This is a genomic window from Nonomuraea cypriaca (assembly GCF_015645445.1).
Classification (GTDB): domain Bacteria; phylum Actinomycetota; class Actinomycetes; order Streptosporangiales; family Streptosporangiaceae; genus Nonomuraea; species Nonomuraea cypriaca.
Window position 1 is genome coordinate 20,852 of the sequence record NZ_JADOGI010000105.1, and the last position, 14,772, is coordinate 35,623.

Annotated in this window: 11 protein-coding genes; 3 read left to right on the forward strand and 8 right to left on the reverse strand. The window is 71.2% G+C overall.

The genetic code is table 11. The features are described 5' to 3' along the window. Positions 1 to 14: 14 nt before the first annotated feature. A complete protein-coding gene (locus ITP53_RS30105) occupies positions 15 to 1,685 on the forward strand; it encodes a glycosyltransferase (protein ID WP_195898834.1) in 1,671 nt (556 codons plus the stop codon). 30 nt (positions 1,686 to 1,715) lie between these two features. Here the strand turns inward: ITP53_RS30105 and ITP53_RS30110 are convergent, their stop codons facing one another. The 5 genes from ITP53_RS30110 to ITP53_RS30130 form a co-directional block, all read right to left on the reverse strand. After that, on the reverse strand, positions 1,716 to 3,005 hold the full coding sequence (locus ITP53_RS30110; protein WP_328816226.1) for a homoserine dehydrogenase: 1,290 nt from the start codon (positions 3,003 to 3,005) through the stop codon (positions 1,716 to 1,718). After that, positions 3,002 to 4,384, reverse strand: coding sequence for a diaminopimelate decarboxylase (gene lysA, locus ITP53_RS30115; RefSeq protein ID WP_195898835.1), 1,383 nt, complete (start codon positions 4,382 to 4,384; stop codon positions 3,002 to 3,004). Before lysA ends, ITP53_RS30110 begins: the two co-directional genes overlap by 4 nt. 123 nt (positions 4,385 to 4,507) lie before the next feature. Beyond that, a complete protein-coding gene (locus ITP53_RS30120) occupies positions 4,508 to 5,143 on the reverse strand; it encodes a DALR anticodon-binding domain-containing protein (RefSeq protein ID WP_236051330.1) in 636 nt (211 codons plus the stop codon). Next, on the reverse strand, positions 5,128 to 5,304 hold the full coding sequence (locus tag ITP53_RS30125; protein ID WP_195898836.1) for a hypothetical protein: 177 nt from the start codon (positions 5,302 to 5,304) through the stop codon (positions 5,128 to 5,130). Before ITP53_RS30125 ends, ITP53_RS30120 begins: the two co-directional genes overlap by 16 nt. Before the next feature lie 21 nt (positions 5,305 to 5,325). After that, the gene (locus ITP53_RS30130; protein ID WP_195898837.1) at positions 5,326 to 7,170 is read right to left on the reverse strand and encodes a hypothetical protein; all 1,845 of its coding nucleotides are present in this window, start codon (positions 7,168 to 7,170) and stop codon (positions 5,326 to 5,328) included. Positions 7,171 to 7,242: 72 nt separating this feature from the next. On the opposite strand from ITP53_RS30130, the gene ITP53_RS60495 reads away from it, so the two are divergent. Together ITP53_RS60495 and treS are read left to right on the forward strand one after the other, a co-directional pair. After that, entirely contained in the window at positions 7,243 to 8,877 is a 1,635-nt protein-coding gene (locus ITP53_RS60495; RefSeq protein ID WP_195898838.1) for an asparagine synthase-related protein, read from the forward strand. 262 nt (positions 8,878 to 9,139) lie between these two features. Then, entirely contained in the window at positions 9,140 to 10,852 is a 1,713-nt protein-coding gene (treS, locus tag ITP53_RS30140) for a maltose alpha-D-glucosyltransferase (RefSeq protein ID WP_195898839.1), read from the forward strand. A 21-nt stretch (positions 10,853 to 10,873) separates the two neighbouring features. Here treS and ITP53_RS30145 read toward each other — a convergent pair whose 3' ends face one another. From ITP53_RS30145 to ITP53_RS30155, 3 genes are all read right to left on the reverse strand, one after another. Then, entirely contained in the window at positions 10,874 to 13,141 is a 2,268-nt protein-coding gene (locus ITP53_RS30145; protein WP_195898840.1) for an FtsX-like permease family protein, read from the reverse strand. Positions 13,142 to 13,309: 168 nt separating this feature from the next. Continuing rightward, positions 13,310 to 14,038 carry an ABC transporter ATP-binding protein gene (locus ITP53_RS30150; protein WP_195898841.1) on the reverse strand — a complete coding sequence of 243 codons (729 nt, stop codon included), beginning with the start codon at positions 14,036 to 14,038 and terminating at the stop codon, positions 13,310 to 13,312. After that, on the reverse strand, positions 14,035 to 14,541 hold the full coding sequence (locus tag ITP53_RS30155; protein WP_195898842.1) for a PadR family transcriptional regulator: 507 nt from the start codon (positions 14,539 to 14,541) through the stop codon (positions 14,035 to 14,037). Before ITP53_RS30155 ends, ITP53_RS30150 begins: the two co-directional genes overlap by 4 nt. Positions 14,542 to 14,772: the final 231 nt, after the last annotated feature.

The following is a 14,772-nucleotide window of genomic DNA, read 5'->3' on the forward strand; positions in this document are numbered from 1 at the left end:
CCATGAAACCGCCCGTGATCCCCCGCGTCCGCCGTAACGACTTCGGCGTTCTCACCCCGCCCGAGCTGGGCGAATGGGAGCCCACGCTGACCGTCACGGTCGTCATCCCCGCCCACGACCGGCAGGAGACCCTGGACCTGACGCTCGCGGCCCTGTCGGCCCAGAGCTACCCGGAGCACCTCGTCGACGTCATCGTCGTGGACGACGGCAGCGCCACCCCGCTCCGCCTGCCGGAGATCGTCCCGTCCAGGACGAAGCTGATCTCCAGCCCGCCGGGCGGCTGGGGCCGGGCGTGGGCCGTGCAGGCGGGCCTGGACGCCGCGACGGGCGAGGTCGTCTTCGTGCTGGACGCCGACATGGTCCCCCACAGGCACCACGTCGAGGCCCAGCTCCGGTGGCACCACCTGGCCCCGTACGTGGTGGCGCTGGGCTGGATCGACTTCACCCCGGCCGCCGGCGAGCCTCCGGCGCAGGCGCAGGTCGTGGCGGCTCTGGAGGCGGGCACGGAGGAGTCGCTGTTCCCGCTCTCGCCGCACCGCCACGACTGGGCCGAGCAGATCATCCACGACCACGACGGGCTCCGTACGGCTCCCAGCTCCCTGGCCACCCGCATCCACGTGGGGGCGACGGTGTCGTACCCCGCGGCGCTGCTGCGCTCGATCGGCGGCATGGACACGTCGCTGGTGCTGGCGGAGGACACGGAGCTGGGGTACCGGCTCACGCAGGCGGGGGCGGTCTTCGTCCCCGATCCGCGGTCCCGGGCCTGGCACCTCGGCCTGCCGACGGCGATGCGCGAGTACGCCGCGCTGAAGCGCTACAACGACCCGTACGTGGCGGACCGCGTACCGTACCGTCGCTACCTGCGCACGGAGGCGGGCCGCCAGTGGCTGGTGCCGTATGTGGACGCGGTGGTGCCGGCGGGCTCGTACGAGGACACCCGCGCGACCGTCGACGCCCTGCTGGCGAGCTCGATCCCGGACATCAGGGTCACGATCACAGGCCCCTGGGACACGCTGACCGACGGCCGACGTTCCCCGCTCGCCGACCCGGACCTCGACCTGCGCCTCATCCACGCCGGCTTCGCCAACGACCCCCGCGTGCACCTGACCGCCCCGGCCACCGGCACGCCCCCGTTCCGCCTCTTCGTCCCGCCGGGCTGGGTCCCGTCGGCGGGCACGGTGGAGCGCCTCGTGGCCTACATGGAGGAGCACGACACCGGCAGCCTCCGCGTCGCCCTGGAGGAGACCGCCCAGGGCGTGACCGCGGCCCGCCTGGACCGTACGGCGGCCCTGTCCAGAGCCGCGCTGGTGGCCACCCCGGGCGAGGACCGGGACGACCTGATCGACGCCCTGTTCGGCCTGGAATGGGTGGACGGGGAGACCTGGGGCTTCACGCGCCGCCCGGCCGTCTACCCACCGCGCAAGAAGCCGAAGTCCGAGCTCGAACTGCTCGTCGCCGAACGCGACAAGGAGATCACCCACTACCGCAGGCGCACGGCCGCGCTCCGGGCGGAGATCGCGCAGCTGCGCCGGGAGGCGGGCAAGAACGGCAGGGACGCGGCCCGCTGGCGCGAGAAGGCGGAGGCGTGGCGCCGCGAGGCGGTCCGGCTGACCCGCTCCCGGGACCGCACGGCACTCAAACGAGCCGTCCGCAAGGTCCGCGACCTCGCCTTCCCCACGGACTGACCCCTGCGGGTGACCGCGTCGGCCAGGACGCTAGTCGTCGCCCTCCACGCGCATGACACCGGCGACCGCGCGGACGATGTCCAGGTCGCGCAGGCCGTCCATGGTCGCCGTCAGGGCGGCGTCCGTGGCGCGGTGGGTGACGATGACGAGCTGGGCGTCGTCACCGTGGCCCTCCTGGCGTACGGTCTGGATCGACACGTCGTGCTTGGAGAACAGCTCGGCCACCCGCGCCAGCACGCCCGGCTTGTCGGCCACGTCCAGCGCCACGTGGCAGCGCGTGACCGTCGCGCCCATGGGGTGCGCCGTCAGCTCCGCGTACGTCGACTCCTCGGGCCCGCGCGTGCCGGCCAGGCGGTTGCGCGCGACGGCGACCAGGTCGCCGAGCACCGCCGAGGCGGTCGGCGCCCCGCCCGCGCCCTTGCCGTAGAACATCAGCTGCCCCGCCGACTCCGCCTCCACGAACACCGCGTTGTACGCCTCCCGCACCCCCGCCAGCGGATGCGACCGCGGGATCATCGCCGGGTGCACCCGCACCCCGAACGAGCGGCCGTCGTCGGAGCGGGCGCAGATGGCCAGCAGCTTGATGACGTAGCCCATGGCCTTGGCCGAGGCCACGTCGGTGGCGGTGATCTCGGTGATGCCCTCCCTGTGCACCTCGGCGGCCGTGACGCGGCTGTGGAAGGCCAGGCCGGCCAGGATGGCGGCCTTGGCGGCGGCGTCGAAGCCCTCGACGTCGGCCGTGGGGTCGGCTTCGGCGTAGCCCAGCGTCTGGGCCTCCTCCAGGGCGTCGGTGAAGGACGCGCCCGAGGAGTCCATCTTGTCGAGGATGTAGTTGGTGGTGCCGTTGACGATGCCGAGCACCCGCTTGACGTGGTCGCCGGCCAGTGACTCACGCAGCGGGCGCAGCAGCGGGATGGCCCCGGCCACGCTCGCCTCGAAGTAGAGGTCGCCGTTGCCGGCGCGGGCCGCCTCGTGCAGGGTCGCACCGTCCTCGGCGAGCAGCGCCTTGTTGGCGGTGACCACCGACTTGCCCTTGGACAGGGCGGAGACGATCAGCGAGCGGGCCGGCTCGATGCCGCCGATGACCTCGATCACGATGTCCACGTCGTCGCGGGTGACCAGCGCCTCGCCGTCGGTGGTGAGCAGCGACGGGTCCACCTCGACGTCGCGCTTGCGGCCGAGCCGCCGCACGGCGACCCCGGCCAGCTCCAGCGGCGCACCGACGCGCGCGGCCAGGTCGCCGGCCTGCTCGTGCAGGAGCCTGATGACCTGCGAGCCGACGACGCCGCAGCCCAGAAGAGCCACTCTCAGCGGTTTCACAGCTGCCCCCTCAACAGATCGTCCTCGGTCTCGCCCCGCACGATCACGCGCGCGGCGCCGCCAGAGACCGCCACCACGGCGGGCTTGGGCAGGTAGTTGTAGTTGCTGGCCAGCGAGCGGCAGTAGGCGCCGGTCGCGGCCACGGCGATCAGGTCGCCCGGCACGAGGTCGGCGGGCAGGTGGCAGTCGCGCACGATGATGTCGCCGCTCTCGCAGTGCTTGCCGACCAGGCGGCTGAGCATCGGCTCGGCGTCGCTCTCGCGGCTGGCCAGCACTGCGGTGTACTCGGCGCCGTAGAGAGCCGTGCGGACGTTGTCGCTCATGCCCCCGTCGATGCTGACGTACGTGCGCAGCCCCTCGACGTCCTTGACCGTGCCGACCTCGTAGAGGGTGATGCCGCCGGGGCCGACGACGGTGCGGCCGGGCTCCACGGTCAGGCGCGGCACGGGCAGGCCCGCGTCCACGCACACCTTGGTGACGATCTCCCTGAGGCCGTCGGCCAGCTCCTTGATGTCGGGGGCCTCGTCGCCCTCGACGTACGCGATGCCGTAGCCGCCGCCCAGGTCCAGCTCGGGCAGCACCACGCCGTGCTCTTCCTTGATCTGCACGAGCAGCGTGGCCAGCCGCCGCGCCGCCACCTCGAACCCGGCCGTGTCCACGATCTGGGAGCCGATGTGCGAGTGCAGCCCGACGAGCTCCAGCTGCGGCAGGGCCAGGACGCGGCGTACGGCCTCGGCCGCGGCCCCCGTGTTGAGCGACAGGCCGAACTTCTGGTCGTCGTGCGCCGTCGCGATGAACTCGTGCGTGTGCGCCTCGACCCCGGTCGTCACCCTGATCATCACCTTGGGGCGGGTGCCGTGGCGCTCGGCGAGGTAGCCGAGCCTGGCGATCTCGTCGAACGAGTCGAGCACGATGTGCCCGATCCCGGCCTCCAGTGCCCTGGTCAGCTCGCCGGCGGACTTGTTGTTGCCATGGAGGGTGATGCGCTCGGGCGGGAACCCGACGCTGAGCGCCACCGCCAGCTCGCCGCCGCTGGCGACGTCGAGCCCGAGGTCCTCCTCCCGCAGCCAGCGGACCAGTTCCTTGCACAGGAACGCCTTGCCGGCGTAATGGACCTCGGAGCCGGCGAACGCGGTCGCGTAGTCGCGCATCCGGGAGCGTACGTCGTCCTCGTCGAGGACGTAGAGCGGCGTGCCGTGCTCGCGGGCCAGGTCGCGCACGTCCACACCGCCGACGGTGAGCGCGCCATCGGCCCGGGTCGACGTTCGCGGCCAGATCGCGGGGTTGATCCGGTTGAGGTCGGCGGGCGCCTGCGGTGGGCGCTCGTGGGGCAGCATCTCGGCGTGCCGGTCCCCGGCGGGGTGGGCGAATCGACTCACCCGATCGAGGCTATCGGAAGCATCACTCCGCCATGACCCACTGCCCACGTATCGAGACGCGATCAAGCCCAATAAGGGATATTTTTACGATATTTCGTCGTTTGGCCGGATATTTTGTTACCTTTACAACCGATCCGGTCCCCTCAGCACCATCCGCACCGCCTCCGCGAGCCGCAGCCGCGCCGTGTGAACCGGTCCGGGCTCCTCGTCCCCGACGGGCACCGCGGGCGCCCGCTCATGGGCGTCGTGATAGGCCAGCGCCAGCCGCGGCAGGTAACTCTCCCACCCGGGCTCCCTGCTCCTCCGCCGCCCCGGCAGCTCGGCCAGCACGCGCAGCACCCGCCGATCGAGGGGATGGTCGAGCAGCTCGGCCCGGAACCCGCTGGACGGCACCCCGAGGTCCCGCGCCCACCGCCGCACGGCGCAGGCCCGAGCGTGGGCGTACCGCACCACGAATCCCGGGTTGTCCCAGGTGCGCGGGAAGTCCGGCCATCCTGGCTCGGGGACGTCGATCGGCTCCAGCGTGGCAAGCAGTTCGCCGGGCACGCTCACGACGATCCGCAGGAACCCGTTCTCCCGCACCTCGACCCGCGACACCCCGTCCAGCGCCCGCACCCGTCCGGCCAGCTCATCCGCGGGCACCCGCCGCCGCAGGGCCGCCGCGGACACGTAACCCGCCTCCCGCGCCCACTCCCCCTCCGGCGCCGGCTCCTCCCCCAGCACCTCCGCCAACCGCGACGGCGTCAAGCCGTCCGCCATGTCCCCAGGTCGTCGTCAGGCCCGTCGACGGTGCCGAGCAGCCCGCCACGCTGGGGCTCCACCAGACGCAGCACGTGGTTTCGCACCTCTTCCGCCTGCTCGGGGCGCAACCGCTCGATGAGCTGGTGGAGCTCCGGATAGTGCTCATAGGTGACGTTCACGGCCTCAGCGTAACGCGGCGGTCAGATGAGGGCGTGGGGTTCCGCGGAGCCGTATTCGACCAGGTGGGCGGCGCCGAGGAGCCAGCGGTCCTCGTCGCGTACGCGGACGTAGCCGAACCGGTCCGCCGAGAACACCTTGATCCCGTCCGTACGGCACTGCCGCATCATGACCTCGTCCCACCCGTCCGTCAGGTCGGCGAAGCGGAGCTCGCGCAGGACGTTGCGGCGGGCCAGGAGCGTCGCGCCGACGATCTCCGGGATGTAGGAGTATTCGGCGTCCGGCTGCTTGAGCAGCGTCGCCTGCGGCTTGCGGAGGTGGGCGTAGAAGGCGGCCTTGCCGACGATGTCGGCCGTGCTGAAGAGGAAGACCCGCCGCAGGTCGGACAGGTAGTGGATGCCGTAGACGTCGCGCGGGTCCATGACCGCGACCAGGTCGGCCTCGCACAGGTCGATGCCGGCGTTGAGCATCGCGCCCTCGGTCATCGAGGGGTCGGGGCGCCGGTAGACGACCTCGACGTCCGGCAGCACGTCGCGGGCCCGCAGCTCGGCCTCCGGCGGGCCGATGACGATCAGCTGGGCCACCCCCGTCTGCTTGGCGACCTGCGCCAGCCCGTGCTCCATCAGGAACGGGTCGAGGATCGGCAGCAGCACGGAGGTGTTGAGCGTGGCACGCGCGCTGGGCAGCCCGACCGCGTCCAGCATCTCGTCGATCCGCTCGGTCATCGTCCCCATCTGGTACGCCCGCCGCAGCGCCACGTGCGCCCGCCGCGTGTCGGGCTCGGTGCCGATGGGCGTGCCGCAGGCGGCGATCTCGGCCAGCCGCCACTGGGGCGTGCCGGGCGGGCAGTCGGCGGCGGCCGCCCAGCGGTAGGAGGTCAGCACGTCGGGATAGGTCAGGTGATCGGGCAGGAGCTGGTCGAGCGTGAGCACCCGGTCGATGCGCCCGCCGGCGAGCGGCAGCGGGTTGTGCACCCGAGGCTGCACCCCGAACTGCAGCCTCGGCCAGGCCACGGTGAGGTCGTTGGTGTAGCGGTGGTCGAACAGCTCGGCCGCGGCGGCGTAGTCGGCCACGTCGCCCTGGGTGTGCCAGAAGACCGTGCGGATGCCGCGCTCGGCGCACCAGGCCAGCAGCGCCCGCAGCCCGTCGCCCGGCTCGCCGGTGATCTCGGCGGCCCACGGCCCCTGGCTGACGGACTCGACCACGAGCAGGTGGGGCACCTCGAGCGGGAGCACCCGGGCGAAGTCGCGCGGGGTGAAGCCGGTCGTCTGCCGCCACTCGTAGCGCAGCAGCGCCTCGACGTGCGGGTCGGCGATGACGGCCGCCGTCAGGTGCGGCCGCGTGTTGGGCCCGGTGGGCACCCGGAACGGCTTGAGCTTGAACGAGGCGCCACCGAGCGTCCGCGTGGTGGTCGTGGCCTGGAACGCGGCCCCCGGCCGCTCGTCCTTGGCCTTGCCCGCGCCCACCGGCTTGCGCTTGGGCGCGACCGGCCGCTTGACCGGCTTGGCCGCGCCTCTGAGGCCCTTGGCCAGCCGTACCGGGTTGCTCTTGCCGGTCCTGATGGCGTCACCGAGCCTGCTCCATCGGGCGACCTTGATGGAGGACAGCTTCCAGTTGGCCACCTCGGCCTGGTAGCGCTGCTCGGCCGCCTCCTTGCGGAGCTTCTCCACGACGGCCTGCTCGGCCGCGAGCCGCTCCTCGGTCTCGCTCAGCTGCTCGGCCAGCGCCTTGGCCTCCTCGGCGTTCTGCTCCGCGGCGGCCAGTCTGGCCTGGGCGGCATCCAGCAGCCTGGCCAGCTCGGCCGCGCGCTCGGCCTGCGCGACAGCCTCTCGCAGTGCCCGACGCGTGCTCTCAAGCTCAGTCGACAAACCGGTCCTCCGCTCTCTTGGCCCGGCAAAGGATACTCTTTTGCCGGAAGCGGCTCGAAGGGATGAGATCCGGTGCAGTTCAACGTGCGACCCTACATCTGCGGCGCTCTCGGCCGGATCGACACCGCGATCGTCGGCAAGCTGACCGCCGCGGGCCCACGGGTCAGGCCGGCGCTGCAGACGGCCGAGGCGGCGCTGTTCAGCTCCACGCCGCTGCCGCCCTACCACCGGGCGGAGGGCTCGTTCGCGTTCTCCTGGGGTGAGCGCAGGCCGGCCGCGGCCGAGGAGTGGATCACGGTCGCGGAGACGTACGAGACTCCGGGGCTGATCGGTGACGGCAAGCGGATCGTGCTGCACGCGGGCGCGCTGGGGCTGGTGGACGTCTACTACGTGCGCCAGGGCGACGCGGTCTACTTCTCATCCCTGATCCAGCCGCTGCTGAGCCTGGTGCCGATCGAGATCGACTGGTCGGCGTGGGCCTCGATCCTGCAGGTGACGTTCCCGCTGGGTGAGGCGACGCCGTACACCGGGGTCAAGCGGCTGCCCGGGTCCAGCGCGCTGGTGTTCGAGCACGACCGGGTGTCCACCGAGCGCAGGCTGCCGCGCTGGCTCCGTACGGAGCCTTACGAGGCGTGGACCAGCCCGGAGGAGATCGTGGAACTGCTGCACCGGGTCTACGCCGGCTACGACGGGCGCAAGCTGCTCGTGCCGGTCAGCGGCGGCTACGACTCGCGGCTGCTGGCGAGCGTGGCCAAGGCCATGGACGCGGACGTCGAGTCGTGGACGACCAGTCCCGACGACGGCACCGACACCGACATCGCCTTCGCCAGGGCGATCACCAAGGAGCTGGGCATCCCGCACCGGGTGATCCTCCAGGACGCCGCCGACTACCCGCGGGACGCGGCCGAGGTGGCCCGCAGGCTCGAATACCTGACGCCGCACCACGCCTGGTACGCGCCCTTCGCCAAGGAGGTGCACGGCTCGGGCCGGATCCTGATCGACGGGCTGGCCGGCGGGCCGCTGCTGAAGAACTTCATGGTCAGCGGGGCCGCTCTGGAGGCCAGGACGCAGGACGAGCGCTCGGCGGCCGTGCTCGGCTCGTTGTCGCTGGGGGCGCCCAGCCAGCCGTTCCTGTCCAAGGCCGCCGCGCAGTGGATGGAGGAGACCGTACGCGAGCAGTTCGCGGCCGCCACCTCCATGCTCCACGGGCACCGGGCCGAGCTGCCGCTGTCGGTGCTGCACACCAGGACGGTACGCGGCATCGCGCGCTCGGCGGTCAACCTGGTGGGGCCTGAGGCGTCGTTCGCGGCGCCGTTCATTCATCCGGAGTTCTTCGACGCGGCGCTGTCGGTGGGCGTGGCCCGTAAGGACAAGGGGCGGTTCTATCGCGAGGTGCTGCACGCGGCCAATCCGCGGGTGGCCGCGCTGCCTTCCACCAACGTCGTCAAGCAGCCGCTGCAGCGGGTGCCGCTGCGTTCCACGGCCGCGGCCGCCCGAAATTATTCGCACCGTATGCTGGAAACAGTAGTGAGCCGGGTGCCCGGATTGTTGTCGGACGAACTCCACGAGGTGGTCGCGGGCGGACCTGACGCGCTGACCCGGTTCACCGGCTGGAACGACCGGTTCTGGGTGCGCGGATTGGTGCTGTTCGGGCTATGGTTGAGCGACTTCGAGAACGACCTCGCGGATGTGGACGCACCTTTTTAGTGAACTCTGGGTAACAGGGCGATTACGTACCGATCTCACGGGTATTACAGGTCGCACAGCAGAAGCGGGTTCCGGAAAGCCAACGGGCTGGTAGTGTTCGGCCCGTAAGCGCCGCACAAACGGGTACCGGATCACAAATCCAGTCTCGTTCTAGGGCATGGAGTTCGCAGGGATGACGACTCCAGGCGGCGCGGTCACCAGATAACAGCGCCGGGGCAACCGGTGACTTCGTCCTGCCCACATCTCTTCCTGTGAGCGACATATGATCAACCCATCCCCAATACCGGAGCCGATCTCCGAGGCGTTCGTCTCGGAGGATCCAGCCTGGTACAAGCGGGCGGTGTTCTACGAGGTTCTCGTACGGGGGTTCAAGGACTCCAACGGCGACGGCACCGGCGATCTCCGCGGTCTCATCGAGAAGCTTGGCTACCTCGAGTGGCTCGGCGTGGACTGCCTGTGGCTGCTGCCGCTGTACGAGTCGCCGCTGCGCGACGGCGGTTACGATATTTCGGACTATATGAAGATCCTCCCTGATTTCGGTGATCTGGGGGATTTTGTCCAACTGATCGAGGCCGCTCACGAGAGGGGCCTGCGGATCGTCACCGACCTGGTGATGAACCACACCAGTGACCGGCACCCCTGGTTCCAGGCGTCCCGGCACGACCCCGAGGGGCCGTACGGCGATTTCTACGTGTGGTCCGACCACCCGGGGTCCTATCCCGACGCGCCGGTGATCTTCATCGGCGCCGAGGAGTCCAACTGGACCTACGACCCGGTGCGCAAGCAGTACTACTGGCACCGCTTCTTCCACCACCAGCCGGATCTCAACTATGACAACCCGGCGGTGCAGGACGCGATGCTTGAGGTGCTGCGGTTCTGGCTGGACCTCGGCATCGACGGGTTCCGGCTGGACGCGGTGCCCTACCTGTTCGAGCGTGAGGGCACGGCGTGCGCCGGGCTGCCGGAGACGCACTCCTACCTGAAGAAGGTCCGCGCGGAGGTCGACCGCCTCTACCCGGACCGGGTGCTGCTGGCCGAGGCCAACGGCTGGCCGGAGGACGTCGTCGAATACTTCGGCGACCCCACCACGGGCGGCGACGAGTGTCACATGGCCTTCCACTTCCCGCTGATGCCGCGCATCTACATGGCGGTCAAGAAGGAGACCCGCGAGCCGATCTCCGAGATCATGTCGCTCACGCCGAAGCTGCCCGAGCACGCCCAGTGGGGCATCTTCCTGCGCAACCACGACGAGCTCACCCTCGAGACGGTCACCGAGGAAGAGCGCGACTACATGCACAAGGAATATGCCAAGGACCCGCGCATGCGGGCCTACCTGGGCATCCGCCGCAGGCTCGCGCCCCTGCTCGACAACGACAGGGACCGGATCGAGCTGTTCACCGCGCTGCTGCTGAGCCTGCCGGGCTCGCCGATCATCTACTACGGCGACGAGATCGGCATGGGCGACAACATCTGGCTCGAGGACCGCGACGCCGTGCGCACGCCGATGCAGTGGAGCCCCGACCGCAACGCCGGCTTCTCCTCGGCCGACCCAGGCCGGCTCTACCTGCCGGTCGTGATGGACCCGATCTACGGCTACCAGGCGGTCAACGTGGAGGCCCAGCAGCGCCACGAAGGCTCGCTGCTCCACTTCACCCGCAGGATGCTGGAAATCCGCCGCAAGCATCCGGTGTTCGGGGTGGGCGCGTACACGGAGATGTGGTCGTCGAACCCCTCGGTGCTCACCTACGTGCGCGAGGAGAACGGCGACGTGATGCTGTGCGTCAACAACCTCTCGAAGTTCCCGCAGCCGGTGGAGCTGGACCTGCGCAGGTTCGAGGGGATGACGCCGATCGAGGCGCGCGGCGGGGTGCGGTTCCCCTCCATCGGGGAGCTGCCCTACCTGCTCACGCTGCCCGGACACGGGTTCTACTGGTTCGCGCTGAAGAAGGCGGAGCAGCCGGTCAGCGAGACGTGACAGGCAAGGCGGAGCAGCCCGTCAGCGAGACGTGACGGGCACCTGGGCACGGGCCGCGCGGCGGGCGGGGATGAGCGCGACCGCGAGGGCCGTGCCCACGGCCACGACGACGGCGACGGCCAGCGTCAGGGCCGAGGGCGGCCTGCCGATGCCCGCGCCCACGCCGCTCGTGTGACCCTGCAGGTCGATCAGCCAGGTCACGACGGAGGCGCCCGCCGCGGCGCCCGCGCCGACACCGAGCACGACCAGCAGGCCCGTGCCCGTGACCAGCGTGGCCATGACCTGGCGCGGCGTCAGCCCCATGGCCTTCAGCACGGCCAGGTCGAAGGCGTGGTCGCGCAGGCCGAGCGCGCTGGCGGTGAGCAGGTTGGCCAGCCCGATCAGGGTCAGCACGGCGATCAGCGCGACGATCACCACCCTGATGATCGCCAGCCGGTCGGCCGGGTTGACCGCGGCCTGCACGTCCAGGCTCTCGCCCGACTGGGCCAGCAGCCGGCCGCGCACCTCGGCCGGGTCGGCTCCCGCCTTCAGCGCGAGCGCGTAGAACTCTGGCGGCACCGAGTCCTTGGCCGCCAGGCTGTCGAGCCCCACCGAGATGATCTCGCCGTCGAGGTCGGGCTCGACGGTCCTGCCGACGACCCTGACGATCAGCGGCGTGCCTCCGACCGTCAGCCGCACCCGGTCGCCGATCTCGATCCCGAGCAGGTCGAGCAGCCCCTGCCCGGCGACCGCCTCACCCTGACCCCCGTACGTACGCCCCTCCACCACCGGGTACGGGTACGGCTCCGTCGAGCTGCCGATGGCCCGCACCCGCACCGAGCGGGCCTCGCCGGGCGCCAGCGCGTTCACCTCGGTGCCCGGATAGACCGCGGCCACGTCCTTGTCCCGCTCGGCGATGCGCTGGGCGTCGGCCGGCTCCAGCTTGCCCGGCCTGACGTAGAGGGAGGCGTGCTGGCCGACCTGCTCGGGATGGCTGAGGAAGTTGTCCAGCGTGGCCCACACGCCGAGCCCGATCGTGATCATCATCATCGGCACGGCCAGCCCGAACGCCGTCAGGAACGCCGGTGCCCGCCTGGTGAAGGCGTCTCTGGTGCCGAGGACGAGGGCGGGCGGGAGGCGTACGAGGAGGGCGAGCCTGGCCAGCCTGGACAGGTGGCCGCGCGGCGGCGCGGCGGGCGCGGCGGGGATCGGCGGCGTGCGGCCGCCCCGCCACGCGGGCAGCCCCACGGCGGCCAGCACGACCAGGGCGGTGCCCCCGACGATGGCCAGCACGGGCCCTGGGGCCACCGAGGTGGCGCCAAGCACCGCCGCCATCACCCCCCAGCCGCTCAGCCCGCCGAGCGCGACACCGAGCAGCCCGAGCGCGCCGTGCTCGATCAGCAGCAGCAGCGCGACCTGGCCCCGGGTGAAGCCCATGGACTTGAGCGTGGCCAGGTCGCGGAGCTGCCCGAGCACCCGGCCGCCGGCGGCGTTGGCCAGCGCGAGCGCGGCGGCCACCAGACCGGCCACCCCGAACAACGCCAGGAGTGTGCCCAGCAGCCGGTTGTCCAGCTCCATCGCGGCCCTGACCTCGCGCCAGGTGTAGACCCGCTGCAACTCGTCCTCCAGCATGACCACCGCGCGCTGCGAGACGACCTGCGTGGCGTCGGGGTCGGCCAGGCGCAGCCCGGTCACCCACTCGCTGCGGCCGAGCATGGGCTCGATCCGGTCGAGCATGGCCGGCAGCACGTAGGCCAGGCCGGGCGTCCACCGGGGGTAGAAGCCCTGCTCGGCGGAGTCGGCGAGGCCGCGTACGTAGAGGGTGTGGCGCTCGCCGCTGAGCGCGATGATCGTGAAGGGCGCGCCGATCCTGAGCCGCAGCGCGGCCGCGAACGACCGCTCGACCACGACCCCGTCGGGCTGGCCGGCGTCGAGCCACCTGCCCTCGGCCACCAGCGGGTGGGCCACGCCCGGCGGGGCCGCCGACATCGCCCGCAGCGCGGCCGGCTCCTTCCTGCCGTCCTGCGCCACGGTCACCGGAGCCGACCGGTAGGGGCCCGCGATCCCCGTCACGCCGCCGATGTCGCCGAGGGCCACCCGCGGGCTGTCGCCGGTGTGGAGCCAGACGTGGGCCCCGTCGGTCTGGGCGAACAGGCTCCGCCACGGGTTGGTGCCGTCCTCGAGCAGCGTCGCGCCGGTGATCAGCGCGGCCACGATCCCGGCCACGAGCAGCACCGTCAGCGCCGCCGGGCCCTTCCTGGCCCGCAGGTCGGCCTTGATCCAGCGGCTGCCCGCCAGCGCGGCGCTCACGGCCGCCACCCCGCCGGGCCGCGTGCGTCCATAGGCCCGCCGCTCACTGGCCGCCACCCCGCCGGGCCGCGTGTGTCCATCGGCCCGGCGCTCACGGCCGCCACCCCATCGGTCCGCCGCTCACTGGCCGCCACCCCGTCAGGCCGCGTGTGTCCATCGGTACGCCGCTCACCGGAGGTCGATCACCTCGCCCGCGGTGCCCGTGCGCCGGCGGGCGATGCGGCCGTCGTCGACGATCTCGCCGTCGAACAGCGACACCAGCCGGTCGGCCAGGCTCGCCACGCGGGCGTCGTGGGTGACCATGACGATCGTCTGCCCCTCCTTGTGGACCTCGCTGAGCAGGCGGAGCACGTCACGGGTGTTGCGGCTGTCGAGGTTGCCCGTGGGCTCGTCGGCCAGCAGCAGGCTGGGCTGGTTGGCCAGTGCCCTGGCCAGCGCGACCCGCTGCTGCTCACCGCCGGAGAGCTGGGCGGGCGCGGCGTCGGCGCGGTCGGTGAGGTTGAGCGCGCCGAGCAGGCTCTCTCTGCGCTCGCGGGCCACCTTGGGCGAGACCCCGGCCAGCAGCGCGGGCAGCTCGACGTTGTCGCCGACGGTCATGTTGGCGACGAGGTTGAAGAACTGGAAGACGAACCCGATCTTCTTGCGGCGGAGCAGCGCCCACGCGCTCTCCGACAGCGTGTCCGCGCGCTTGCCGTCGAGCCAGATCTCCCCACTGGTACGGGTGTCGAGCCCGCCCAGCATGTGGACGAGCGTGGACTTCCCCGAGCCGGACGGCCCCATGATCGCGACGAACTCCCCCGGCTCCACCTCCAGGTCCACCCCCCGTACGGCGGGCACGGGGACCGGGCCACCCTGGTAGATTTTCACCAAATTGACCGTTTTCACCACCGGGCTCATGCCAGATCCTCCTGGCACCGCTCCAGCCAGTCAAGATCCGCCTGCAGGTGCAGCATGGCGCCCTCGATGAGCAGCAGCGCCACCCGGTCGCCCGGCGGTGTGCGGGCGAGGAGGTCGTTGAGATCGCTCATGAGCGACAGGTAGTGGCGGCGCTGACGGTTGATCAGCGCCATCCGGTCGGCGATGCCGGTGAGCGGCGCGAGCACCAGCTTCATGAAGAACTCGTCGCGCACCCTGGGGCCCTCGGTCGGCTCGTCGACCCAGGTGGTGAGCACGTCGCGGCCCTTGGCGGTCAGGTAGTAGACCTTCTTGTTGGGCCGGTTGGTCTGCTCCACGTCCACCGCCCTGACCAGGCCGTCCTTCTCCAGCCTGGCGAGCGTCACGTAGATCTGGCCGATGTTGGGGGAGGGGTAGGCGCTGCCGAACGTCTGCTCGAGCGCCTGTTTGAGCTCGTAGCCGTGGGCCGGCTCCTTGGCCAGAAGCGCCAGCAGGTGAAGCCGCACGCCTCACCTCCCCGTTGTGTTACGTATGCGTTACGGAGTTTTCCGTTGACCTACAAATTACAGGTGTGCATAACATGAATGCATGTACCTAACACGTATGTAACCACTCCGAACATGGAGGAAACAGAGTGCTTCGCTCTCTCCCGCTCATGCTGGCCGTGCTCCTCGCCGCGGCCGGATGCGCGGCGGCGAGCGACGAGGTCGGCGGCGACAGGGGGACGGGCGGGACGG